This is a genomic window from Haliea salexigens DSM 19537, assembly GCF_000423125.1.
GTDB classification, from domain to species: domain Bacteria; phylum Pseudomonadota; class Gammaproteobacteria; order Pseudomonadales; family Halieaceae; genus Haliea; species Haliea salexigens.
The window spans coordinates 181889-207479 of record NZ_AUHJ01000004.1 but is presented as its reverse complement, the minus strand read 5'-3'; the positions used below and the strand labels follow the sequence as shown (position 1 = coordinate 207479).

Annotated in this window: 23 protein-coding genes; 11 read left to right on the top strand and 12 right to left on the bottom strand. The window is 55.2% G+C overall.

The genetic code is table 11. The annotated features are described in order from the left end of the window. Positions 1–363: 363 nt before the first annotated feature. The 4 genes from G533_RS0106575 to G533_RS0106560 are packed head-to-tail and all read right to left on the bottom strand — an operon-like array spanning position 364 to position 6594. Positions 364–3486, bottom strand: coding sequence for an efflux RND transporter permease subunit (locus G533_RS0106575; RefSeq protein WP_027949276.1), 3123 nt, complete (start codon positions 3484–3486; stop codon positions 364–366). Next, complete coding sequence (locus G533_RS20855) at positions 3479–4741, bottom strand: efflux RND transporter periplasmic adaptor subunit (protein ID WP_084638840.1); 1263 nt, start codon at positions 4739–4741, stop codon at positions 3479–3481. Before G533_RS20855 ends, G533_RS0106575 begins: the two co-directional genes overlap by 8 nt. A gap of 11 nt (positions 4742–4752) precedes the next feature. Then, complete coding sequence (locus G533_RS0106565; RefSeq protein WP_027949275.1) at positions 4753–6060, bottom strand: TolC family protein; 1308 nt, start codon at positions 6058–6060, stop codon at positions 4753–4755. Positions 6061–6078: 18 nt separating this feature from the next. Next, complete coding sequence (locus G533_RS0106560; protein ID WP_027949274.1) at positions 6079–6594, bottom strand: DUF411 domain-containing protein; 516 nt, start codon at positions 6592–6594, stop codon at positions 6079–6081. A gap of 587 nt (positions 6595–7181) precedes the next feature. Here G533_RS0106560 and G533_RS0106555 point away from each other — a divergent pair. The 9 genes from G533_RS0106555 (at position 7182) to G533_RS0106515 (ending at position 13474) form a co-directional block, all read left to right on the top strand. Continuing rightward, entirely contained in the window at positions 7182–7460 is a 279-nt protein-coding gene (locus G533_RS0106555) for a DUF2933 domain-containing protein (RefSeq protein WP_027949273.1), read from the top strand. Positions 7461–7616: 156 nt separating this feature from the next. Next, entirely contained in the window at positions 7617–7982 is a 366-nt protein-coding gene (locus tag G533_RS0106550) for a hypothetical protein (RefSeq protein ID WP_027949272.1), read from the top strand. A 48-nt stretch (positions 7983–8030) separates the two neighbouring features. Further along, positions 8031–8300, top strand: a complete 270-nt coding sequence (locus G533_RS25315) for a DUF2933 domain-containing protein (protein ID WP_035526798.1) — start codon at positions 8031–8033, stop codon at positions 8298–8300. Next, entirely contained in the window at positions 8297–8953 is a 657-nt protein-coding gene (locus tag G533_RS0106540; RefSeq protein WP_027949271.1) for a methyltransferase family protein, read from the top strand. Before G533_RS25315 ends, G533_RS0106540 begins: the two co-directional genes overlap by 4 nt. 375 nt (positions 8954–9328) lie before the next feature. Then, positions 9329–9754: a potassium channel family protein gene (locus G533_RS25110; RefSeq protein ID WP_027949270.1), complete on the top strand. Its 426-nt coding sequence runs from the start codon at positions 9329–9331 to the stop codon at positions 9752–9754. Continuing rightward, a complete protein-coding gene (locus G533_RS0106530; RefSeq protein ID WP_205622566.1) occupies positions 9747–10484 on the top strand; it encodes a glutaredoxin family protein in 738 nt (245 codons plus the stop codon). The genes G533_RS25110 and G533_RS0106530 overlap by 8 nt, the downstream gene beginning before the upstream one ends. A 242-nt stretch (positions 10485–10726) precedes the next feature. Further along, a complete protein-coding gene (locus G533_RS0106525; RefSeq protein ID WP_051230043.1) occupies positions 10727–11632 on the top strand; it encodes a DMT family transporter in 906 nt (301 codons plus the stop codon). A 137-nt stretch (positions 11633–11769) separates the two neighbouring features. Next, on the top strand, positions 11770–12051 hold the full coding sequence (locus G533_RS0106520) for a DUF5676 family membrane protein (RefSeq protein WP_027949267.1): 282 nt from the start codon (positions 11770–11772) through the stop codon (positions 12049–12051). Between the two features lie 157 nt (positions 12052–12208). Then, positions 12209–13474 carry an ATP-grasp domain-containing protein gene (locus tag G533_RS0106515; protein ID WP_027949266.1) on the top strand — a complete coding sequence of 422 codons (1266 nt, stop codon included), beginning with the start codon at positions 12209–12211 and terminating at the stop codon, positions 13472–13474. 89 nt (positions 13475–13563) lie between these two features. On the opposite strand, the gene G533_RS0106510 is transcribed toward G533_RS0106515, so the two are convergent. The 5 genes from G533_RS0106510 to G533_RS0106490 all read right to left on the bottom strand — a co-directional run bounded on the left by G533_RS0106510 (position 13564) and on the right by G533_RS0106490 (position 20495). Then, entirely contained in the window at positions 13564–14022 is a 459-nt protein-coding gene (locus tag G533_RS0106510) for a hypothetical protein (RefSeq protein WP_027949265.1), read from the bottom strand. Positions 14023–14165: 143 nt separating this feature from the next. Further along, positions 14166–16538, bottom strand: a complete 2373-nt coding sequence (locus G533_RS0106505) for a heavy metal translocating P-type ATPase (RefSeq protein ID WP_084638839.1) — start codon at positions 16536–16538, stop codon at positions 14166–14168. A 46-nt stretch (positions 16539–16584) separates the two neighbouring features. Next, a complete protein-coding gene (locus G533_RS0106500; RefSeq protein WP_027949263.1) occupies positions 16585–17937 on the bottom strand; it encodes an APC family permease in 1353 nt (450 codons plus the stop codon). A 35-nt stretch (positions 17938–17972) separates the two neighbouring features. Further along, positions 17973–18722, bottom strand: a complete 750-nt coding sequence (locus G533_RS0106495; protein WP_027949262.1) for a copper resistance protein B — start codon at positions 18720–18722, stop codon at positions 17973–17975. A 9-nt stretch (positions 18723–18731) separates the two neighbouring features. Continuing rightward, a complete protein-coding gene (locus G533_RS0106490; RefSeq protein WP_027949261.1) occupies positions 18732–20495 on the bottom strand; it encodes a copper resistance system multicopper oxidase in 1764 nt (587 codons plus the stop codon). A 162-nt stretch (positions 20496–20657) separates the two neighbouring features. Between G533_RS0106490 and G533_RS0106485 the strand changes: the two genes are divergently transcribed. Both G533_RS0106485 and G533_RS0106480 read left to right on the top strand, forming a co-directional pair. Continuing rightward, positions 20658–21350 (top strand): heavy metal response regulator transcription factor, encoded by a 693-nt coding sequence (locus G533_RS0106485; RefSeq protein ID WP_027949260.1) that lies wholly within the window; start codon positions 20658–20660, stop codon positions 21348–21350. After that, entirely contained in the window at positions 21322–22743 is a 1422-nt protein-coding gene (locus tag G533_RS0106480; RefSeq protein WP_240472388.1) for a heavy metal sensor histidine kinase, read from the top strand. The genes G533_RS0106485 and G533_RS0106480 overlap by 29 nt, the downstream gene beginning before the upstream one ends. A gap of 78 nt (positions 22744–22821) precedes the next feature. Here the strand turns inward: G533_RS0106480 and G533_RS20845 are convergent, their stop codons facing one another. Genes G533_RS20845 through istA form a run of 3 tightly spaced genes read right to left on the bottom strand, consistent with a single transcriptional unit; the run spans position 22822 to position 25568 of the window. Further along, positions 22822–23223: a manganese efflux pump MntP gene (locus G533_RS20845; protein WP_051230042.1), complete on the bottom strand. Its 402-nt coding sequence runs from the start codon at positions 23221–23223 to the stop codon at positions 22822–22824. Between the two features lie 31 nt (positions 23224–23254). Continuing rightward, a complete protein-coding gene (gene istB, locus G533_RS0106470; protein ID WP_027949258.1) occupies positions 23255–24070 on the bottom strand; it encodes an IS21-like element helper ATPase IstB in 816 nt (271 codons plus the stop codon). Beyond that, on the bottom strand, positions 24060–25568 hold the full coding sequence (istA, locus tag G533_RS0106465; RefSeq protein ID WP_420835521.1) for an IS21 family transposase: 1509 nt from the start codon (positions 25566–25568) through the stop codon (positions 24060–24062). The genes istB and istA overlap by 11 nt, the downstream gene beginning before the upstream one ends. Positions 25569–25591: the final 23 nt, after the last annotated feature.

Below are 25591 nucleotides of genomic sequence, written 5' to 3'. Positions count from 1 at the left end.
ATTTATCGTGGTCCGAGAAATGCGGGGCAGGTCACATCAGCAGTTAATGAACTTATAGACTGGGTGAACCGCAAAAACAGCCGGTCGCCCTTAAAGGTTGAGACCTTGTCGCAGTCCGATTAACGGTGACCAACAGGCACTACCGCTTCCTAGGAGTACGTCTACATTCGGTTCTTTCTCTTTGGTCCCTCATTTGAGTGATAGGGGTATCCAACCCAACTTCACTTTCGACCTAGCGGCTTATTAGTTTTGCGAGCATCAGGATTGTTGTCAAGCCTCATTCTGGAGCCCTCCGGAAGGGTAGAGTAAAGAGAACTAAACACTTCAATAGCCGGTTCAATTATTTATCAATGAATTGAAGTTTCACGCTGTCAATGAATGCCTGCGCCACAGGTAATACACGACGGGTAATACCAGCAAAGTCAGTACTACGGCGCTAATCATTCCGCCCACCATTGGCGCCGCAATCCGACTAACCACCTCCGCGCCCGTTCCAGAACTAAGCATTATTGGTAACAAGCCGGCGATCGTGGAGACAGTCGTCATCATTACAGGTCTTACTCGAAGTCCTGCTCCGAGTGTGACAGCCTCTAACAGCTCTTTTCGGAGCGGCGCAGTACCCCGTTTTTCGCAGGTCTTTAGGAGATGCCTGTAGGACTGATTCAAATAGGTCAACATGATGATTCCGATCTCCACCGTCACGCCCGCTAGGGCAATAAAGCCGACGGCTACAGCCACTGAAAAATTGAAGTTCAGCAGATACATCAGCCAGATGGAGCCGACCACTGCGAGGGGCAGTGTGCCTAGGATAATGGCTATTTCGATAAAGTTACGGAAGTTCATATAAAGCAGGACGATGATGATGACCAAGGTCAGCGGCACCACATAAGTTAATTTCTCCTTGGCGCGCAACATGTACTCGTACTGCCCGGACCAAGAGACCGAGTAGCCGGCGGGGAGGTCCAGCTGCCGTTGAACGATGTCCATAGCTTCTTCGACATAGCTGCCTACGTCTACACCTTCGATATCCACGAATGTCCAGCCATTGAGTCTCGCGTTCTCGCTCTTGATGGCTGGCGGTCCGTCCTCCACGTAGACGGCTGCAATATCAGCCAGAGCAATGCGCTGCCCCCCCGGGGTGACGATGGGCAACAACGCAAGTTGCTCCGGTGAGTCTCGATAGTCTTGGGGATAGCGCAGGTTGACAGGATAGCGCTCCAAGCCTTCAATAGTCTGAGTCACGTTCATCCCGCCAATTGCGCTGGCCACCACTTGCTGCACATCGGCAATGTTTAGGCCGTAGCGCGCGGCCTTTTCCCGCTGAATATCCACTTTGATATAACGGCCGCCGGCCACGCGCTCAGAATACACTGAGGCGGTACCAGGTACATCCTTCAGAATTTGCTCTAAGCGCTGACCAATTTTCTGTATTTCCTTGAGATCTTCGCCCGCCACTTTAATGCCTACCGGTGTTTTTATTCCGGTGGCCAGCATGTCGATTCGGGTCTTGATAGGCATGACCCAGGCGTTGGTGAGGCCAGGAAACTTCACTAGGGCATCCAGCTCTTTCTTTAATTTCTCCGTGGTCATGCCCTCGCGCCACTCCTCCTTTGGCTTGAGCTGGATAAACGTCTCAATCATGGTGAGCGGAGCTGGGTCTGTGGCGGTGTCTGCGCGACCGACTTTCCCAAAGACGGTCTCCACTTCCGGCAACGTTGCAATCAACTTGTCGGTCTGCTGCAGTAATTCCCTGGCTTTCCCTACTGATATGCCCGGGTAAGTCGTGGGCATGTACATCAGGTCGCCTTCATCCAGATCGGGAATGAACTCGCTGCCGATTTTATTGACTGGCCATATGCCGATCAGGAAGATCAAAAATGCCATAAGAAGCGTGAATCGTGGAAATCGCAGGGCCCGCTTAAGTAGCGGCATGTATCCGGCGATCAAAATCCGATTAACCGGGTTTTTCTTTTCTGCAACTACCTTTCCGCGGATGAAATAACCCATCAGAACAGGTATGACGGTGACCGCGAGCGCTGCGCTCGCTGCCATTGCATAGGTTTTAGTGTAGGCCAGTGGGCTGAACATACGTCCCTCTTGGGCCTCGAGGGTAAAAACGGGCATGAAACTGACGGTGATAATCAACAGACTGAAAAACAAGGCCGGCCCTACTTCCGCAGCCGAATCGGCCACGACCTGCCAGCGGTTTTCGGGAGTCAATGGGGTTTGTTCCATGTGCTTATGCATGTTCTCGATCAGTACGATTGCCCCGTCAATCATCGCGCCGATTGCAATTGCGATGCCACCGAGTGACATGATGTTGGCGTTAATGCCTTGCCAGTACATGACGATAAACGCTGTCAGTATCCCTAGCGGCAGACTGATCACCGCGACCAAGGACGACCTGAAATGAAGCAGGAATACGATGCAGATCAGCGCCACAATGGCCAGTTCCTCGGCAAGGCTCTTCCACAAACTCGAAATGGCACGAGAGATTAACGCGGAACGATCGTAGACGGTGACGATTTCGACCCCGTCCGGCAAGCCGGCTTTGAGTGTCTCCAGCTTGGCTTTAACACCGTCGATGGTTGTTTGCGCATTTTCACCGAATCGCATCACGATGATGCCACCCACCGTTTCACCCTCACCATTGAGCTCCGCGATCCCTCGGCGCATCTGGGGGCCCATTTCGATATCCGCCACGTCCTTGAGTAATAGTGGCGTTCCCTGACTGTCTACGCCCAGTGGGATGACCGCGAGATCTTCAAGATTCTGAATATAACCAGTAGCCCTCAACATGTATTCCGCTTCGGCCATCTCCACGACGGAAGCACCTATTTCCTGGTTGCCGCGCTGGATCGCCATTTGTATATGAGATAACGGTATGCCGAAGGCCCGCAGTTTCTCGGGGTTTACCTTCACCTGATACTGTTTAACCATGCCACCCAGTGCAGCAACCTCTGAAACGCCGGGAACCGTCTGTAACTCGTATTTCAAAAACCAGTCTTGCAAGCTACGCAGCTGACTGATGTCGTGCTGACTGGTGCGATCGACCAATGCATAGAGGTACACCCAGCCAACACCGGTTGCGTCCGGCCCCAGCTGCGGGCGTGCGCTGGGCGGCAAAGTAGGAGCCACTTGTGACAGATACTCCAATACCCGCGAGCGCGCCCAGTAGGCGTCGGTGTCCTCGTCAAAAATTACGTAGACGAAAGAATCTCCGAAAAAGGAATACCCTCTCACGGTGACGGCGCCTGGTACAGACAACATGGCGGTTGTGAGGGGGTAAGTCACCTGATCCTCCACGACCTGAGGCGCCTGCCCCGGATAGCTGGTTTTGATAATAACCTGCACGTCGGATAGGTCTGGGATAGCATCCACCGGCGTAGTCTTCAGAGCAAACAGGCCTCCTCCAATCAGCGTGAAAGTAGCAAGCAATACGAAAAACCGATTGCCCACGGACCAGCGAATAATAGCCTCAATCATGGTTGCTCTCCCCATGACTGTGGCTGTTGTGCCCGTTGCTGCCTTGGTCGCTGTGTGACATCCGTTTGAAATCCGACGTCTTACTGGACTCCGAGTCAATCAGGAACTGTGCTGAGGTAACGATACGCTCGCCTTCGTTTAGGCCGGAGAGTATCTCGACCTCCTGCTCACCAATACGACCGACATCGACGGCAACCGACTTAAATCTCCCATCGCCCAAGGCAAGGACCACGCGCGCCTGACTACCTGTTCGGATCAATGCTTCCCGCGGTATCAGCAGCGCAGCAGGCCGCGGTTGGGTATTGATGACCAACTGCGCGAACATGCCGGGCTTCAGTAAGCCATTCGGGTTGTCGAAGCGCACGCGAATTTGTACGGTACGGGTTTGCGCGTTCAGGGATGGATACACGTAACCCACCTGACCCTGTAACTCTTGGCCAGGCAGGTATTCCAGTCGTATAACGACTTTGTCACCCACTTCAACGAGCCCCGCTTGACGCTCGAAGACTTCCCCGATAACCCACATATGCTCTAATTGGCCCAGGGTCATCAGCATAGACCCGGGTGTCACAAACATGCCCTCACGTACTCCTAGATTGTCAATGACGCCCGATTGCGGCGCCGTGATCGTGATCGTTTGACTGACCTGCTGTGTTCGACGTAACTGCTCGATCTTTGCTCTTGGCACCTGCAACGCCGATAAGCGTTCAATGGCTGCGTCGATCAGGTCCGGGTTATCCCGCTTCAGCGCCAGGAGGAACTCTTCTTGGGCGTTGACCAAGGTTGGCGAATAGAGTGTGTACAGGGGCTCTCCCTTTGTAACAGGGTCCCCCGCCGCCTTGACATGCAGTGTGTCCAGCCATCCTTCCACCCGCGGGCTAATCGTTACCAATCGGTCCTCATCGTATTGGACGTAACCCACTGTTGTTATGGCCAGATGCAAACGGCCCGATGTGGCGGCGGCCGTTCGTACCCCAAGATTGTTGATAACATCCGGTGATATGCGAACCGTGCCAGCTTCGCTATCGCCATCCTGCTCTTTGTAGACAGGGATCAAGTCCATCCCCATTGGAGATTTTCCCGGCTGGTCGCGCCGGTAGTTCGGATCCATGGGTGCAACCCAATACAGGGGTTCACGTTCGTCCTCAGTTGCCTGCATCGCGGCTTCGTGTGAAGAGGGCAGCAATAGAATGCCGCCCGCCCCAATGCCTGCGCCGACAACAGCCGTTAGCAGTGTTTTGTAAAGGACTTTCATTAGTTTACACCTCAGATAGCGTTCACGGGCCCCGTGGGTTCGGATGACGCTTGTACAAGCAGGTAATTGATTTGAGCCATGGTCTTACGCCGATCAACCGTAATCACCAGCGCTTCTATTTTCGCGTTTAACTCAGCGATACGGGCTCTCACTGCCTCTGCGAAGTCGCCGTCGTCGTTGTTGTAGGCGGCTAAGGAGGCTTCAGATTGTTCAGCCATTTGCGGTAGTAGGCGGTCAGCATAGAGTGCGTATCGCTGATCAAGGCGGTCTAAGTAGACACTGGCGGTTTCCAACTCCGCCATCAAACGGCGTAAGAGTAACTGCTTTTCAGTCCTGATCGCTTCGGCATGGGCGATAGCGGCACTCACTTCTTTATCCTGTCGATTGGCCGTAAACAGCGGTAGGTCAAAGGTGATTCCAATGGAAAACAGATCGGACCTGTCCCTTCCGAGCAGATCCTGATCACGATAACCGTATTGGGCGTTCAGGCCCCATTCTGGTTTGTATTTCTGCCTCGCCAAATCGACATCGGTTTCTTTGGCCTCTATCTTCTTATCCAATGCCAGCAGGAGGGGGTGATGACTGACTCGCTCGTAGCGGGCCTGCTCGGAACTCGGAGTCCCGACCGATGAAGAGGGTGACTCTGCCATGGTTGTTAGCGTGAGCCTGCCGTCGGCACGTGAGCCAATCCACTCTGACAGCTGCATCTGCGCGGTATCCTGTCGTTGTTTTAGTGCAGTCAAACGGTCTTCAAGCCGCGTCAACTCCAGTTCTGCCCGGATGACATCCTGCTGGCGCGCCTTGCCCATAGCTGTTGCGTAGCTTGCACGCGCTGCGTCGACCAAGTGCTCGAATAATGCCCGGTCTTGCTCGATTAAGCGGATACTCTCCTGCGCTTCATAGCCGGAGAGCCACAGTTGCTCGACGGTTGCCGACACCTTGGCTCGGCGATCTTCGCGCAACAATGGATGTTGTAGCGCAAGCTCCAGCTTTTGTCTTTGCGCCAATGCCAGCGTATCGCCCCGGGGAAACATCTGGCTGATACCGACAGAAAGCTGTGTCATCGCCTCCTGATTGATATCGAACGTGTCGAGCGGAAAGTTGCCTGCCACTAAGCTCATTCTCGGATCAGGTAGCGTAGCAGCAGCAGTACCTTCATCGATCAATGCAGCTTGTGTCTGTCGACTGCCCGTCAACCAATGGTCGTTTGCGAGGGCAGTGTCGATGGCCTCGCTAAGGGTTAGTTCCGTTCGCGGTGCCTGTGCAGTGGCTGAACCGGCACCAAGTATTAGAATGAGCAGGGGTATACCGATTTTCATCCTTCTTGCTCCGTTTTTTTATTGCTGCGCCGCAGTTTCGATAGTGGCATATACTTCATGGCCACCATCGTTTCTCAGCAGAAGCACTTGATAGGGCGTGAAGCGGTTCTCGACTTCCATGCCCGGGCTGCCGACAGGCATGCCGGGCACCGCGAGCCCGATGGCTCCATCGGGTGGATTTGCTAAAAAAGCTTTAATATAGCGCGCCGGGATATGTCCTTCGAAGACATAGCCCTGAGATGAAGTCGCCGTATGGCAGGACTGATAGCGGGGTTCAATCTGGTACCGATCCTTGACGGCAGTCATAGACGTCATGTGTCTACCGGTGACGTCAATGCCTGCTTCTTCAATATGTGACATCCACTTCTTACAGCAACCGCAGGTCGGTTGCTTGTAGACCGTTAATGCTTGACTCGTAGAGGCAGCGGGCGAGTTCTCGGTGGATGGGGCATCCGATTCTGCGTTGCAGGCCGCGAGCAGCATGCTCACCATCAAACTCAGAAACACGCCTTTTCCTGTTGATAACAACTCCATGTTTGTCTCCTGCGGCAGTACGTTAACGAGTTTCGGGCCAAAATTATAAGGATGGACAGCCTGCTTTCTCACAAACTGGACGACTGACTGCGATCGTCGATTGTAAATTCAGCAAAAGGATGGGCGCTTCATGTCATATTTCAGCCGGGGTCAGTCCGCTGTGTTCATCGCCAGTCTGAAAACAGTACGTCCCGTTGTTGGCATGCATGGTTTTCTATTCTCAAGTATCTATAAGTAGCTCAAGCGCCTTTCTGACGAGAGAAGGCGTTCGCTAGGTTATCAATCTGTCCTGTGTGGACCCCGTTTTTAAGTCACGCCGAACCTCGGGTGGCAAAAGTTCTTGATGAAGGATGATAGAGGGCCACAGCTAACCACAAGATTACCTTTCAATTACATCTTTGTAATCTGAGTGTCACACGGCTGAAAGGCCTGCGGTTGTACGCTGCAGGTGTATTGCCGCGTTTGATTTTCAGCAATATTGGAGTCGCTAAGTCAGGTTGTGTTCTGTCCGAGTGCTCTTCGTGGTCGATGCATGGCAATGATGGTGTTTGTTTAGCACGTAAAATTGATGGAAAGGGAGGATTCACATGGCGCGCCCATCCGGTTACTGGACTAGCCTCCACGGGCTAACGACGCTCACCTTGATTGCCGCCGCACTGTATTTTCTTTTTGTAGAGCACGCTGGGCACTTCCTATCTTACCTGCCTTTCATGATCATTTTGTTGTGTCCGTTGATGCATGTATTCATGCACAAAGGCCACGGCGGGCAAGATCTCAGGAAGCACCAGCACCAGGATGTTACTGAGGCCTACCGTTTGGGATTAGAAGAGGGTCGCAAGGAGAAGAAGGAAGCAACGCTGGAGTAAGCCTAAATGTCAGCGGATAGATACGGTATTGATCAGTAGCGGGGCTTGTGACTTCAAAATGTTTGGGTAGGAACATAAGACTGTTAAGTTTTACGTGATCACGCAGAGCAACGCTTTCGATGCTGGACGAAGAAAACAGAGGTCTGAAAATAGACGATGAGCAAAAAAACCTATCGATTGGGGGTTTCCGAAGTTAATCTGGTTAATCGCCGGCTTGCGTTGGAGAGCCCGATAGCAGACGACCAGCTAAATGCCGCGGTCTCCGAAATTGATCAGCTGTATGGTATTGAATCGGTGGCGCTAGTCAGTAAGCGAGCAATGTTAATGGTTTCTTACGATGCATCCCGACTGTGTATTCAATGTGTGGAGGACGTTCTCGCCATGTACAGTGTCCGATTAAAGGGTGATTGGTGGACGCGTTTTAAAGAAGAGTATTACCGGTTTGTCGACCAGAATGTTAAAGACAATGTGAGTCATGAGCCTTGGAGTTGTCACCGCATGCCCAGACATACGCGCATGTAGGGTCTAGATGCTTGTATTCTGACGCGCTTGCTGAATAGGGTTATCCCGATGAATCATGGACAGAAAGGAATTGATGATTTTGAGAAAAACGTTCAGAACGCGTACGTAAAGTGGCGATACTGGTTTGTGTTCCTTGGCTTCACGTTTTTAGCCTTATTACTCCTTCTACATGAACACAAGGCCCATTTGTGGGGCTCTATGCTGTACCTGATGTTGATTCTGTGTCCTTTACTGCTTGTCGTAATCTTCCGAGTGGATGAATCGCGAGATTTCGCGGTTGATAAAGTGATGGAAAAAGATGAGGACAGCGAACCGTGAACCATGAAAGTATCCAGGCCTACGGCTTGTGGGGTCTAGCTATCGTAAACTCGGCAATTTTCATTCTTTTTGCATTGAGCTTCTTCAAGCCGAAGACTGACACGGACTGGCGAAGCTTCAGCGCTTTCAGCGCTTTTTTGATTGCATTATTTGCTGAGATGTACGGCTTTCCGTTAACGATCTACTTGTTCTCAGGATGGCTGCAGTCCCATTTCCCTCAGGTCGACTGGCTCTCCCACGACGCGGGCCACTTGTTGGAGATGATGTTTGGCTGGGAGAGCAATCCGCATTTTGGACCTTTTCACTTACTCAGTTTTGCGCTGATTGGCGCAGGATTCTGGCTGATCTCGAAAGGCTGGCAAGAGCTGTACACGGCCCAGCAAACGTCTGCGCTCGCGACCCGGGGATTGTATGCCCGGATACAACACCCTCAATATGCAGGCTTTATCTTGATCATGACAGGTTTCCTGTTTCAGTGGCTAACGCTTTTGACCCTTGGTATGTACCCAATACTGGTCTACATGTACCTGACGTTAGCAAAAAACGAGGAGCACACCGCTGAGGCCGAGTTCGGCGAGCGGTGGCTTCAATATGCTCAGGTTACTCCTCGCTTCATTCCTGATTGGCGGCGCATGTTCTCTCGAGATCGGTAGAGTGAACGCGATGGCAACATGGACGCAAGAAGGCGCACAACGCAGCAAAGATTTTTCTTGTGTTGGGTTCACAAAGCCTCGGGCGGGTCGTTTTCTGCGCTATTGCCAGCAGCGCCTGAGCAGATCTGTTGCGATGGTTAAGGGTGTCCGCTCCAGTTGTAATTCTTTTACTGCAACGAGCCATCGTCGACGATCTGCACGGGTTTGCGCTGAGGCCTCGCATTGTGAAACTAATTCCAAAGGAGCTTTCCCGGGTGCACCACACGTCTCTAAAACCCGCAATACGAAAAGAGGATAGCCCGTGCTGAAGCGGCTACATACCTCGCGCTTAACCTCAAACGCACGATCCGGCCAATACACGCAAAAGGGGTCGCTATGCTTTGGCAAGTGGTGATTGCGTTTGGTGCGTTACTCTTGGCTGGTGCCTGTCACTTTGCCATTCTTAGTAAGTCCCATCGATATCTTGTGAAATCACAAATGCCGGAAATAGCGAGGTTTCTTGTCATGCTTTCAGCGGCGACCGTTGGACAAATGCTTTCTGCTGCATGGTTTGCAGTCAGCTTCCGGATTTCTAGTGAAGCTGGGCTCGGGGGGTTTGAGATCGAAGGGCAGATCAGCTGGATGGACACTTACTATTTCTCGCTAGTAAATCTTACGACGCTCGGTTTAGGAGATATTGTGCCTACGGGACATTTGAAATTTCTCGCTGGGATTGAGGCAATGACCGGCTTCCTACTCATAAGCTGCTCTGCTTCCCATATCTTCATGATCATGAAAATGGAGGGATATGACTATGAATAACCGCAAAACAGCACAGCTTTACCGCATGGTAATGTCTGATCACACCTGTCCTTACGGCCTGAAGTCTAAAGACTTGCTCGAACGCGAGGGCTATGAAGTCGAGGATCATCACCTCAAAACGCGTGAAGAAACCGACGTATTCAAAGACACACATGCCGTAGAAACGACACCGCAAACCTTCATTGACGGCAGCCGGATTGGTGGGCATGACGATCTCCGACGCTTCTTTGGAAAGAACGTCCACGATCCAGAGGAAACATCCTATCAGCCGGTTATAGCGATCTTTGCGATGACACTACTGATGGCGCTTGCGGCCGGTTACGTTGCCACGGGTAGTTGGGTGTCAATCCTAGCTGCGGAGTGGTTCATCGGATTTTCGATGTGCGCGTTGGCAATTCAAAAGCTCCAAGATGTGCGCAGCTTTTCTACCATGTTCCTGAACTACGATCTCCTTGCTGCGAAGTGGGTGCGATACGGATTCATTTACCCCTTCGGCGAGGCGCTGGCAGGTGTACTGATGATAGCAGGCGTGTTGATGTGGATTGCGATACCCGTTGCTCTGATAATAGGCACCATTGGTGCGGTTTCGGTGTTCAAAGCGGTGTATATCGACAAGCGTGAGCTCAAATGCGCCTGCGTGGGAGGGGACAGCAAAGTGCCACTTGGTTTTATCTCCCTGACGGAGAACGTCATGATGGTGAGCATGGCAATCTGGATGTTTTGGAAGTAATTGGCGGAAGAGTTCAGTGCGCTTCGCATCAAAACACAAAGTGCTTATAACTGGATCATATGAAAACATTCGTTGCCAATTTTTGACATGAAGTTCATTATCTTTTTCAACACATTGCACATACACCGCGACACGTGGGGTCGGCTTCGACCGGAGACCCTGAATTTCATTGCGCGAATGAACCCTCTTCTAGAGTCTTACTGAGTCATGGACCTACGAGCCCGTGCTGCTCTGAGTCTGCCATGAAGGTATCGTCAGACCTCGCTGACATCGCGTTGATGGTCCTCGTGGCGTTGCTTTGGGCCATCTGTTTTCCGTTCATTGTGATTGGGTTGCCTGACGCACCTCCACTACTTTTCGCGGCCTTGCGAGCTTTTTTGGCCGCTGGATTTTTGGGCTGCGTGTGTCTCTTGGCGAGGAATCGCGAGCCTTATCAACTGAATGTCCGGAACGTGGTGCAGTTGGGACTGATTGGCCTGTTATACACAGCAATGGGTTTTGGCGGTATGTTTCTTGGGGCCGGCAAACTGTCACCGGGACTGGCGACCGTGCTTGCAGGGACTCAGCCTTTGATTGCTGCGGTAATGGCCGCTGTTTGGCTTGGAGAAATACTGAAAACCCAAGGCATCTTGGGTCTTGTAACCGGTTTTCTAGGGGTCGCGCTGTTGGCATGGCCAGGATACGGTGAGAACAATGCTGGGTATTTCTGGGGCATGGCGTGGGTTGTGCTAGCAGCTGTGGGAACGGCGGCAGGAAATATCCTGTTAAAAAAACAGGCAGGAGGCTCTATTATGATCCCCATGGTCGTCCAGCTTTTTATCGGCGGTGGAGTGCTGCTCGTTACATCAGCGATTGCGGGCGAGCAATGGGACGTGCGGTGGACCCTCAGGTTTTCTGGATCTTTGCTTATTCTTTCAGGGCTGGCAACGGCACTAATGATTGTTGTCTGGTTTGGGTTGCTTGCGCGCTCAACCTTGAACCGATTGAATGTATACAGCTTCCTAACACCGGTGTTCGGCTTGTTTATAGGATTTCTTTTTTTCGAGGAAACGCTGACAAGCGTACAGGTTTTAGGAGTTTTGTTCATCTTCTGTGGTATAGCGCTTTTGCAGCGCAGAGATGCATCAGTAACTCAGTTAATTAAGTGAGCCAACTTTGGGTGACTGGCGTTAAGAATGGCGGAAACTTGTGCTAGTCCAGCCCATCGACCAGACGGTCCCGCCAACACAGAATGAATTCACGTCAAATCGTCGATTCTTATTGTCGGCAAGGAGTAGGATGAGAAATGAAACAATCGAACGGACAGGATAGTCAGTTACGCATAGCCCCGGTAGGTCACAGCGTCGCGTTATTGCTGGTAGTAAGCTACCTACTTTGCGTAGCCTTTGGTCTTCTTATGCCGGGTCAGTTCCACATGCATGAAGCATGGGCGCCGCTGCTGCCGGGTTTTGAGTGGCTTACCTGGCCGGGCTTTTTTATTGGCTTGGTCGAAGTATATTTGTATGGCTGGTATTTCGCTGTCGTGTTTGTTCCTTTGTATCGTTGGTTTGCTAAAACTGATCACTAGGATACACGTTGTGCTGACTGATAGGTTGGCGGTGGTGGTGTTCCCGCTGTAGCGCGAAATGGAGTAGACGGAATGAATCTCAAGCGGCTCTTTAAGACAAGAGTTCAGCCAACCGGTCCAACGTTGGTCGTTAGCAGACGCAGTTGTGTCGCTAAACATGGATAACTCATCACAGCTCACTCAGGCGCAGAGGCTCAATCAGCACTGTGCCTGCATCACGCTCGATCGACCTGCAATCATCAGCCATCTCGCCAGTCAGCTGGGTGAAGATAGTGGCGGGGCTCTCTCTGCTCCCGCCTGGAAACAATTCTTCTCCGAGGTCGCCGTGTTTGTTCCCGGCCAGGAGTTGGATGACATGCTCTCGATTGTTCGCGCCATTGAAGCGGCTGCTGAACTTCCCGACTATCGGCGCCAAGTGTTGTCCTGGGCGCGACCCAGCGCACAGCAAAATCCTGGGCAGTCAGGTGTTTTTATGGGCTACGACTTTCATCTTGGGGAGGAGGGTCCGCGCCTTATTGAGGTAAACACCAACGCGGGTGGTGGGTTCCTTAACGCCGCTCTGGCAAGAGCTCAATTGAATTGTTGCGATGGTTACCCACGCCCGCCGTGGGCCGAAAACTTCGATGCCGCCGTGATCGCCCAGTTTATCGGTGAGTGGTCTGCCCAGCGAGGTGGCGGGAGGCCCGAGCGGATAGCGATCGTCGATGACGAGCCTGAAGAACAGTATCTTTACCCTGAGTTCCGGCTGGCACAGCAGCTGCTGGAAGCGCACGGTATTGACGCCGTTATACTGTCACCCGCTGAATTGACGTACGCGTCAGGGGTGTTGTGTGCGGGGAATAAACGCATTGACCTGGTGTATAACCGGTTGGTGGATTTCGGGCTCGAAGCCCCTGAACACGCGGCCCTGCGCGCTGCCTGGAACGACGGCGGCGCGGTAATAACGCCAAACCCCTACACACACGCGCTCTTCGCGGACAAACGCAACTTGGCGACTCTTGCGGATCACGCTGCGCTTCTCGATTGGGGCTTATCCTCCGAACACGCCGATGTGCTGCATCGTGGCATTCCGCGCACTGTGCTGGTCACTGCCGGCAACGCAGAGGAGCTTTGGCTGCAGCGACGACAGTGGTTCTTCAAACCGGTGGCGGGCCATGGCAGCAAAGGGGCCTATCGGGGCAGTAAACTCACCAAAAGTACATTCGCCCGAATTCTCGATAGCGAGTACGTTGCTCAAGCCTATGTGCCGCCCTCCGAACGCCTGGTGCTGGTTGATGGGGAGCGTGAAATGCTCAAGGTGGACGTGCGCCTGTATACCTATCGCGGAGCGCCGCTGTTGGCTGCAGCAAGGCTCTATCGCGGGCAAACCACCAATTTTCGTACGCCTGGCGGTGGGTTCGCTCCGGTGCTCCTCATGGGCTGAGTGTTCTTGGTGGCCTTCAATTCGGAAAATCGTTGGGTGGCACCTTTGCGGAAGGGCGCGGTGTATGGTGGGATGAAGTACTTCCTTGCTTACAGATCTTTCATTCGCTCTACTTGACGTACCAGGCGCTTGGTTTCATGTTCTTCCATATCCAGTAGCCATTGCACGAGCTCTAAGGCCTCAGGAATTTCTGCTTTGCCAATGAGCGACCGGTAAAGGCTGATGATTTCCTCATGAAAAGCGAAGACTTCCGCGCTAATGGCCTCCGCATTCAGTTTGGCGTAGTGATCATCACAGACTAAATGGGCGGCTATAGGGTCGTGCCCCACGTAGTCATAAACATAGGTGCGCGCAGCCTTGGGGTCGGCCTGTCGCTCAAAACCCGCAACCATGTTCATCATGTCGATTTCGTGGGACGCGAGGTAGTCCAGCAACAGAGCAGCCTGCTCATCATCGTGCAAGGCTGCACAATGAGACAGGCAGTTGGCCAGCGTCTCATGCAGTGTGCGGCTCCATTCAATCAGGTCAAAAAATGTTTCGATTTTCATGCTCGGTGATGCCTCCACAGCTTAAAAAATGAGCGTCTGCACTAATGGGTCAATCGGTGTATCTCCCGCCGGCTTCGGTGTAGTGGTGCAGCTTGAGTGGCGAGCTAATAATACTCGGGTGCCCAAGGTACCCGGCGCTTGTATTACTCCCCCGAAATATTGACGAACCGCAGCCGCAGCGCATTCGCGATGACGCTGACGGAAGACAGCGACATCGCCGCTGCCGCAAAGATGGGCGATAGCAGGATACCAGAGACAGGGTAGAACAGGCCTGCGGCAATCGGAATGCCTGCTGAGTTGTAAACAAAGGCGAAGAAAAGATTCTGGCGTATGTTGCGCATTGTCGCGAGAGACAATCGTCGAGCCTCAACGATGCCCATCAGGTCACCTCGCAGCAGCGTAATACCGGCACTCTCAATGGCCACATCGGTACCGGTGCCCATGGCAATGCCCACATCCGCCGTGGCCAATGCCGGGGCATCGTTTACGCCGTCACCGGCCATCGCCACAATCCGGCCTTCTTCCTGCAGAGCCTCCACAATCCTGCCCTTGTCCTCTGGCAGTACCTCCGCGTGCACCTCATCAATACCCAGTTTTCGGGCGAGGGCCTCGGCTGAGATACGGTTGTCGCCGGTCAGCATAACCACGCGAATGCCTTCTTTCTGCAAGGCAGAAATCGCGGCTTGAGTGGTCAACTTGACGGGGTCCGCGATCGCCAGCAAACCGCAAATTTTGCCGTCAACGGCGGCAAAAATGACTGTGGCACCGTCTTCGCGCAGCTCGTCAGCTTGCGCATCGAAGTCAGCGGTATCGATACCGGCTGACGCCATCAACAGCCGATTGCCGACCAGTACCGTGCGCCCGTCTATTTTTCCGGTTACGCCTTTACCGTTGGGGGAGTCGAAGCCTTCGGCATCCGGCAGCGCCAACGCCATAGCCTTGGCTTTTTCGAGAATGGCGTGGGCCAGCGGGTGCTCGCTGCCCTTTTCCAGACCGCCCACAAACCGCATCAGTTCTTGCTCGCTGAACCCCTCCGCTGGAACCAGCCGGGTAACCTGGGGTTTGCCTTCTGTCAGGGTGCCTGTCTTGTCCACGACGACGGTGTCGACTTTCTCCATCCGCTCCAACGCTTGCGCATTGCGAATCAGCACACCGTTTTGAGCGCCGCGGCCGACACCCACCATGATCGACATAGGGGTGGCGAGGCCCAGCGCGCAAGGGCAGGCGATGATCAACACGCTGACCGCCGCGATCAAGCCGAAAGCCATCGGCGGGGTGGGGCCAACAAGGGACCAGACAATAAAGGCCAGCATAGCGATGACGATGACCGCGGGCACAAACCAACTGGCCACCTTGTCCGCCAGGCCCTGAATCGGTGCACGGCTGCGTTGTGCGCTGGCGACCATCTGCACAATTTGCGACAGCATGGTGTCTCGACCCACCTTGTCGGCGCGCATCACAAAGCTGCCCTGTTGATTGATGCTGCCACCAATCACAGGGTCGCCCTGCTTTTTGACCACCGGGAGTGGCTCTCCGGTCACCATGGATTCATCCACATTGGAACCGCCTTCCAGCACCTCACCGTCCAGAGGCACCTTGTCGCCGGGCCGCACGCGCAAACGCTCCCCGACCTTGACCTGATCCAGCGGCACATCGGATTCGTCGCCGTCATCACTCAAGCGTCTGGCCGTCTTGGGCGCCAGGTCCAGCAGCGCCTTAATTGCGCCCGAGGTTTTCTCCCGGGCCCGTAATTCCAGCACTTGCCCGAGTAGCACGAGCACGACGATGACGGCCGCCGCTTCGAAATATACCGGCACAGCGCCGTCGTCGAGCCGGAAAGCGCTCGGAAATACCTGGGGAGCCAGAGTTGCGACCAAGCTGTAGATCAGGGCCACGCCGGTGCCGATGGCGATTAGCGTGAACATGTTCAGGTTCCGGCTGACCAGGGATTTCCAGCCTCTGACAAAAAAGTGCCAGCCGCACCACAGCACCACGGGTGTAGCGAGTACCAGTTGAATCCAGCTGGACACCTGCACAGGCACAATGTGGCTGAGGCCGGTCAGGTGTCCGCCCATTTCCAGCACGAGCACCGGGAGTGTGAGTACGAACCCGATCCAGAAGCGTAGGGTCATGTCCTTGAGTTCTGCTGAGGGCGCATCGTCAAGGCTGACCTGCTCGGGCTCCAGGCCCATGCCGCAGATAGGGCAATCGCCGGGACCCTGCTGGCGAACCTCCGGGTGCATAGGGCAGGTGTATATGGCGCCCGGGGCGGCGGCCTCCTTCTGCCTTGGGGCATCACTCAAGTATTTTTCCGGTTCCTCTTCGAACCGGGATTGGCAGCGCGTGGAGCAGAAGTACCAGGTTTTGCCGCGATGCCGGCTGCGATGCTCGGCCGTGTGCGGGTCCACTGACATGCCGCACACCGGGTCGTTCGCCGATTGACCTTCCTGAGCCGAGCCTCCCTGAGCCGAGCCTACATGAGGAGTGTGGGTAGGGGCGTTTGTCTGCTCAGTCATGCTGATCTCCCGTCGTTTTTTGCCACCGGAATAACGTGATGAAACATCAGTGGTCGTGTGCGTGCGATTCCCCTTCGTCAGATTGCGCTGACTCCGCAGACTTTTTCAGGAATAGTGTTTCGGCCACCGCAATGATGATCATGGTGACAACGGCTACACCGATCACAAAGGGGTCGGTATTGATCTTGACCCACAGGAAGCCACCCAGCACCAACAGGTCGAGCGCAATGGCCGTGGCGGGCACCCAGAGATTGGCCTTGATGTCCTCGCGCAAGTAACGGATGACGCCCCAATGGATGGCGATGTCCATGATCAGATAAAAGATGATGCCCAGCGCAGCGATCCGGGAAAGATCAAAGAACGCGGTCAGCATGAGCCCCAGCACCACGGTGTAGACCAGTGTGTGCTTTTGAATACTGCCCGACATACCGAAGTGGCTGTGCGGCACCAGGTTCATTTCCGTCAGCATCGCCAGCATTCTGGACACCGCGAAGATACTGGCCAGAATGCCGCCTGCTGTAGCCATCATGGCAATGGCTACCGTGAACCACACACCGTAGTCGCCCAACGCCGGCCGTGCGGCCGCCGCGAGAGAGTAGTCCTGCGTCTCAATAATGTCGGCGAGGGAAAGATTACTCGCAACGGCAAAGCCAACCAAGGTGTAGATCACCACGCACGCCGCAATGGAAATCACAATGGCGCGGCCCACGTTCCGTTTCGGGTTTTCCACTTCCGAGCCGCTGTTGGTAATGGTCGTGAAGCCCTTGAACGCCAAAATTCCCAGTGCGGTCGCGCCCAAAAAATTGCCGACGGTGCCGGCTTCCCCAGGGCTTGAGAAATCAACCGACAGACTATCTGCAATCCAGACCCCCGTCAGCCCGATGGCGAGAATACCGACAATTTTTATCACACCTATGACGGACGCCACGCCCTGGACCAGGCGGTTGCCGGACAGGTTGATGACGAAAGCTACAAGAATGAGTGCGACGCCGAGAATGGGCACCATCAGGCCGCTCTCATCGCCACCGAACAGCTGCATGGTGTACGCGCCAAACGTCCGCGCAAGAAAGCTCTGTGCAATCACCATCGAAAAATACATGAGCAGTGCATTGAAGGCCGTTGGCAACCGGTCACCGTAGGCTTTGTGCAGGTATATGCCAATGCCGCCTGCCGACGGGTAGGCATTGGATATTTTGATGTACGAGTAGGCGCTGAAGGACACGACTACAGCAGCACCCAGAAACGCCAGCGGGAAGAGGACGCCGGTCATCTGAGCCATCTGCCCAGTTAGTGCGAAAATGCCCGCACCGATCATCACGCCAGTCCCCAGCATCACCGTTCCTGCTAGGGTGAGGCTACCTTCTCGGTACTGCGTTGTTCTATCGTCTTCCTTGGCCATATATCCTCCGGTTGTTGTTGTGCACAGTGAGCGACCTAGAACCACATACGAACGCCGACCACGACACCTAGAGTTGACTCATCGCCGCCTTGCGCGCGAATTCGGTCTGCCTTGTTGCCTAGGGCGCGGCTCCAGTAAACACCCAGGTAAGGCGCAAACTCCCTTGAGAGTTCGTGGCGGTAACGTAGCCCCACGCGCAGGTCATTGAAACCGCTGGGGCGATCGTAGGCGTCAGCATCCGTGAGTGCTGCGGAGACTTCCAAGCGAGGCTGCAGGTACGACACCTGAGACAGGCGCAGGTCGTACTCGGCCTCAAGGTTGGCGGTGATATCGCCTTCCTCGTTAATTGTGATGGAGTTATCCATCTCGAACCGGTAGGGGGCCAGTCCAAACAGGCTGAACACCAGGTAATTCTCCCTGTCCGCACCCGAGGCCATCGACCCGCGGGTGCCAAGGCCACCCTGTAGTTCCCAGAACGGCGCAATCAAGCGGCTGGCGAGTACCTCCGCGCTTTCCAGCTCTGAAGGCTCACCATCGTCCCGCTGGTTTTCCCCCTCGCTCTTGAAATACACTCGATTTCTATCCCCGCCATACCAGGCCAGCATGTCCCAGACGATCAAATCGTCATCATTGTCGGTGCGGGCAACTTCCAGCCGGTCAAAGAGCACTTGGCCGGTACGATAGGGCTTGACGGGTTCGGGCCAGTGTTCTTCGGCGTGGCCAGCAAGCAGCGGCGCGCTCATCCCGGCAAGCATCAGAGATATCACGGTGTTCAGTTTTCTCATGGTGCCTCCTCAGCTGACGTTGACCACGCGGAACATGCCCGCCTTCATGTGATAGAGAAGATGGCAGTGAAATGCCCAACTGCCGAGCGCATCGGCACTGATCTGCAATGAAACTACTTCACTCGGTTTAAGGCTGATCGTGTGCTTCCTGGGGCGGGGGTACTGCCCATTCTCCAGCTCCATCCACATACCGTGCAGGTGAATGGGATGATCCATCATGGTGTCGTTCACCATAATGAGGCGCAGGCGCTCGCCGTGGCGAAATGCTACCGGCCCATCGACTTCAGAGTATTTCTCGCCGTCGAACGACCACATGTATTTTTCCATATTTCCCGTCAGGTGAAGCTCAATATTCCGCGCCGGCTCGTGTTCGTCAGGCCAGGGATGAGCGCCCACAAGATCACCATAGACCAGAACACGATGGCCCACATCTTCGAGCCCGACGCCGGGCTCGTTCAGTCGGCTCACGGGATTGCGGGCTATCATGGCCGCTGCGGGTCCATGCCCGCCCGGTGCATGCTGAATGCCCAAATCCGGTGCCGAGGGGCGCTGCCGACCTGACGTCATCGGGCCGGGCCGATGTGACATCGCAGCATGGTCTTCCATACTTGATTCACTACCGGATGATTGCATGTCACCCATTGCATGCGACATTCCCATCGCTGCCATTCCGCGCTCTGGTACGGGGCGCAGTTCTGGCACGGGCGCTGCCTGCCCCAACTGCGTCGCCAGCGTACCTCGTACGTACCCGCTGCGGTCCATGCTTTCCGCGAACAGCGTATAAGGCCGATTGCCCTGCGGGGTCACAATAACGTCGTAGGTTTCCGCTACGCCGATCCGGAACTCGTCAACGGTCACTGGTTTGACCGGCTGGCCATCCGCAGAGACCACGGTCATCTCCAGGCCTGGAATGCGGAAATCGAAAAATGACATGGCAGAGCCATTGATGACTCTCAGCCGAACCTGTTCCCCGGGTTTATACAGCGCCGTCCAGTTGGTTGCGTTGTCGCGGCCGTTAATCAGGTATGTATAGGTGGACCCGGTGACATCTAGAATATCCCGGGCACTCATACGCATGCGGTTCCACATGGCGCGCTCTTCCCAGGTTTTTGCAATCCCTTGGCGGCGAATATCGGCGAGCGTGTCGCCCAGCGTGCGTTGCTGATAATTGTAATATCCCTCGGCCACCGTGAGATTGCGAAACACCTCGTAGGGATCTTCGAAGGTCCAGTCACTGAGAATAATGACGTGCTCCCGATCTGCCCCAATGTCGCCATCCGCTGAGTCGATGACAAGCGGCCCCAAGTGGCCTAGCTGCTCCTGTAACCCGGAGTGGCTGTGGTACCAGTAGGTTCCGTTTTGCTGCACCTCGTATTCGTAGTGGAATGTTTCTCCCGGCTTGATGCCGGGGAAGCTGACGCCGGGCACACCATCCATATTCTCGGGAAGAATAATCCCGTGCCAGTGGATCGACGTGTCCTCATTCAACCCGTTAGTCACGTTCAGCCGTGCGCGTTGCCCTTCTTTGAGCCTGATCAGCGGCCCCGGCATGCTGCCATTGATAGTGATCGGCCTGCCGCTGAGCCCGGCGATCGTCTGGTTTTCCCGTCGGATTACTAGATCAACTGCCTGATCAGCGTGGATCACATCGCCATAGCTTCTACCTGTTGGATAAGCCCAAGCGGGCGCGATTTTGGCCAGAGTCAAGGCGGACGCTGTCCCGAGTGCTGACTTGATAAACTGTCTTCGGCCCTGTGGCAGCGACGTTGTCATCGCGGATCCCCTTTTTATCGACATCATTACACAACTATCAGCTTAGCCAATGGCCCCTGTCTCATAGATGACACTCGCATTACAATCTTGTAATTAGGCTGTAATCTCGTCGTTGGGCGCGCATGGCTACACTTGAGGTGAACGGATCAGGAGAAATACCCAATGCGACTTTTGGTTGTGGAAGACGAAGTGAAGACAGGAGACTATCTTCGTCAAGGTCTGACCGAAGCGGGCTTTGTGGTTGCATTGGCGCGTAACGGGCTGGACGGGCACCATTTGGCAATGACCGAGTCCTTTGATCTGATTATTCTCGATGTGATGCTGCCGGATGTGGACGGCTGGCGTATTGTGCAGTCCTTGCGCGACGCCGGTCAGCAGACAGCGGTACTGTTCTTAACCGCACGCGACTCTGTGGATGATCGCGTTAGGGGCTTGGAGTTGGGTGCCGACGACTATCTTGTGAAGCCCTTTGCCTTTGCCGAGCTTTTGGCTCGGGTGCGCACGCTGTTACGCAGAAGCTCAACACCCGCTTTGTCAGAGTATCTTCAGGTGGCCAACCTGACCCTTGATCTACTGAAACACCGTGTGACCCGTGCCGGCCAGAAAATCAATCTCAGCCACAAAGAGTTTTGCCTTTTGGAACTGTTGGTGCGTCGCCGGGGTGAGGTATTAACGCGTTCTCTGATCGCTTCCCAGGTGTGGGACATGAATTTTGATTCGGATACCAATGTGATTGATGTGGCAATTCGCCGGCTGCGGGCAAAAATTGACGACGACTTTGAGCCGAAACTGATTCATACCGTACGAGGTATGGGGTACACGCTTGATGTTGAAACTGACGATGACACGCACTGAGCGTCAACCCCTGTCACTGGCGGCACGCGTCATGGTGTTCGTCGCGCTCGCCATTGGGTGCAGTCTCTTTTTAATTGGAAATCTTGTGCTCAATGCTGTCGACCGCCATTTTGCGGAGCAGGACGCTGATGAGCTTGCGGTGATGAGCGAAGCGGTGGTCGACGCACTGCATATTGGCGCCGGCGATCCAAAACGACTGAACGTGGCATTGGCGGGCGCCATATCGGGGCATCATGGCGTCTATTTTCAGGTAATGAGCCAGTCCGGCGATGTGCTTTATGGCACCCCGGGCGCTGATCTGTCGCAAATGGCTGCGACGGCTAACCCGACCACCGCAATCCACGCGAATGATCTAGAAATTTGGCACGACAACGGTAGTACTTTGCGCGGCGCCCTGACGCAGGTCGAGGTGATGGGGGAGATCTACGCGGTGACGACGGCTATCGATATAGGCTTCCACTTGCAGTTCTTACAGAGTTTTCGTCGCACGTTGTGGCTCATTATGAGCTTGGCGGGCGGCATAACGCTTTTAGCTGCATGGTATGGCGTTTACCAGGCACATGCCCCCCTGCGTGGATTTTCCGAAAGAATGGGTGATATACAGGCCGACAGGCTCCATGTGCGCCTTGATCCCTCGATTGCCCCAACGGAGTTGCAGGGCCTGGTCACTTCCTTTAACCACATGATCGGCCGCCTTGAAGACAGCTTTGCTCGTTTGTCGCACTTTTCGGCGGATATCGCCCACGAATTGCGTACGCCTCTGACCAATCTTATTACACAAACTCAAGTTGGGTTGGGTAGGGCCAGATCGTTAGAGGAGTACCGCGAACTCCTGTATTCCAATCTGGAAGAGCAAGAGCGGCTGGCCAAAATGGTCAACGATATGTTGTGGCTAGCCAAGAGTGACCATGGCCTGCTCAAGCCGGTTGAGGTGACGCTGAACCTGGCCAGTGAGGCCAGTGAGCTGTTCGACTTTTTTGGAGCGCTGGCGGAAGAGCGCCAGATTGTTCTGGCAGTGGAAGGGCAGGTGCCAACTATACAGGGCGACCGCGCTATGCTGCGGCGGGCTATTTCGAATCTGCTGTCCAATGCCATTCGCCACACGCCCTCCGGTGGGCGCGTGCAGATTCGGTTGGCCGCAGCATCCAATCATGAGGTCTCACTGAGCGTGCAGAACCCTAGCCCGGGGATACCCGCTGAGCACCTGGCCAAAATCTTCGACCGATTTTACCGTGTTGATCCTTCCAGAACGCGACAAAGCGAAGGCGCTGGGCTTGGTCTGGCCATTGTGCGTTCTATTGTCGAGGCGCACGGTGGCCGTGTGGAGGCTGTTTCCAACGAAAGTAATATCACTTTTACGCTGTATTTTCCGCTAACCAGGAGCAGCTTGTAGCGTCGGAATACGATGCACAAGTCTGGATTTCTACTTCGCATGCACGAGCGACGAGCCAGCCCCCAATATGAGGCTGCTTTATAGGCCGTCCGACAAGATCCACACCCCCACCGAAATCAAAATGAGCCCCCCGACGATTTCGGCCCGATGGCCGAATAATGCACCGACGACCCGCCCTAACATAACGCCTAGGGTTACCATTGTTGTGGTGGCTAAGCCGATTAGTCCGGCTGCCAGGAGGATATTGACGTCGACAAAGGCTAGGCTAACCCCGACGGCCATGGCATCAATACTCGTCCCGAATGCAGTCAGGGCCAGTTTGAAAAAAGAATGCTGGTGAGGTGGTGTTCCACCATCTGCATCACTCGGTTTTAAGCCCTCAAAGATCATGTGCAGGCCAAGCCCGAGCAACAACGTAAATGCGATCCAGTGGTCCCACTGTTGGTTGCCGTTTAAAACTGACCCAGGGTTTCCGTCCAATTCTGACCCGGGTTATGGGTGCCCAGTATACCTAGGCGTCTGTGGATAAGTCTGTCTTTTCGGGTTCGCTCTCTCCTTCATCGGGTTGGTTTGTCGTCGGTTTTCTTCGCTTGCCACTGGCCAGACTGTGACGGAACCGCCAGGACTCATTGCCGGTCTCCACGATGTGGCAGTGGTGGGTTAGCCGGTCGAGCAGGGCCGTGGTCATCTTCGCATCACCGAATACGCTGCCCCATTCGGCAAAGCCCAGATTGGTGGTGATCATCACGCTGGTGCGCTCGTAGAGTTTCGATAGCAAGTGGAACAGCAGTGCGCCACCGGCCTGGCTAAACGGCAGGTAGCCCAACTCATCGAGGATCACCAGATCAACATGCGTCAGGCGGTATGCCAGCTGACCCTGCTTACCAGCGGCCTTTTCCTGTTCCAGGGTGTTGACCAGCTCTACCGTCGAGAGGAACCGCACCCGGCGCTGATGGCGCTGGATCGCCTCCACACCAATAGCGGTGGCCAGATGAGTCTTGCCGGTTCCTGGGCCACCAATCAGCACCGCGTTCTGCGCGCTGCTCATGAACTCGCCACCGTGCAAACGTCGGACCAGCACCTCATCGACCCGTGCCTGGGTAAAATCGAAGCCCGCCAGATCGCGATGTGCCGGGAACCGCGCCGCCTTCATCTGATAGGCTAGGGATTTGACCTCTCGCTCCGCCGATTCCGCAGCCAATAGTACCTGCAACACCTGCTCCGCATCCATTGCGTGGCTGCGGGCCTTCGCCATCAGTTCCGGCAACGTCTGCGCCATGCCATGGAGTTTTAGCGACTTCAGCTGTGAGATCAGGTCATTCGACATGGTTCACCTCCGCCGGCACCGTGCTGCGCAGATGGTCGTAGCGTTGCACATTGGCCAGGGGTTCCTCACTGAGCGTCAGCGAGGTTTCCACCGGCGTTTTCGGGGGCAACGGTGATTGCAGCCGGGCGAGCACGTTGAGCACGTGGTCGCCGCTGATGTTGCCGGACTCCAGTGCCAGCTCCACCGCGACCAGCACAGGCTCCAGCCCTTCGGAGACAACCGCGGCAAGGACCTGAGCCATGACCCGGTCGCCACCCTCCTGGCGCAACAGATAACGCTGCAGGGTTCTGAGGCGCTCAGGCATCTCGGTGAACGGGGCACCATTGCGTAGCGCGCCGGGCTTGCGTTGTAGCACACCGACATAGTGTTGCCAGTCATAGACCGTCTGGTACCGTTCAAAGCAGCGGCGGTGTCGCGCCACCTCCTCACCCTCGGCGACCAGGACAAGCTCCCAGGGATACACCCGCAGGCTGATGACCTGGTGTGCCAGCTCCGCTGGCACACTGTAGCGACTGCGCTGGTAGTGGATCAGGGCCGTGGCGGACACCCGTACCGGCTGTTCGATATAGCCGTCAAACGGCTGTGGATTGGGCATCAGGTGCGGCTGTTCATCCTCCAGTACCGAGAGGAGGGTCAGGTCGGGGCAATCTGGATGGCGCATATCCATCCAGGCCGCACGGCATTCGCTGGCCAGCCAGTCATTCAACACCTCCAAGGACGGCCAGTGTCGAGCGTTGGCATTGGCCCACAGTTGTCGGCGGCGGTCCTGCACGTTCTTCTCCACGACCCCCTTCTCCCAACCAGCGGCCCGGTTACAGAACTCCGGCTCAAACAGGTAGTGGCCGGTCATCGCTTGGAAGCGCGCATTGACGGTGCGCTCCTTGCCACGCCCGACTTTGTCCACCGCCGTCTTCATGTTGTCGTAAATCCCGCGCCGGGGTATGCCACCAAAGGCGGCGAAGGCCCGAGCATGGGCGTCAAACAACATCTCGTGGGTTTGCAGGGGGTAGGCCACCACCAGGAAGGCGCGGCTGTGGGCCAGCTTGATATGGGCCGCCTCCAGTCGGCGTCGAAGACCCCCGATCACGGCATACTCGCAGCTCCAGTCGAACTGGAAGGCCTCACCAGGGGCAAACCTCAGGGGGATGAAGGCTTTGCGGGCCGGCGCGGCACCGCCGGCTTCGCGCCATTGCCTAACAAAGATGGCCACCCGGGCGTAGCCACCGGGATAACCCTGCGCCTGCAGTAACTGGAACAATACCTTGGCGGTGCGCCGGTCACGCTTGGGGCGGTGACTGTCGGTGCGCAACCAGGTCGCCAGCTGTTCTTTGTAAGGGTCCAGGATGCTGGGGGCGGTGCGGCGAGGATACGCGGGTTCGCGCATCTCGCTTTGACGCAGCCAATGCCTGAGGGTGTTGCGGGATAAACCGGTCTGCCGCGCAATCTCGCGCAGGGGAACCTTGTCGCGGAAATACATCCGCCTGATCTTGGCTAACATGCCCACTGTGATCACTCCTTCGT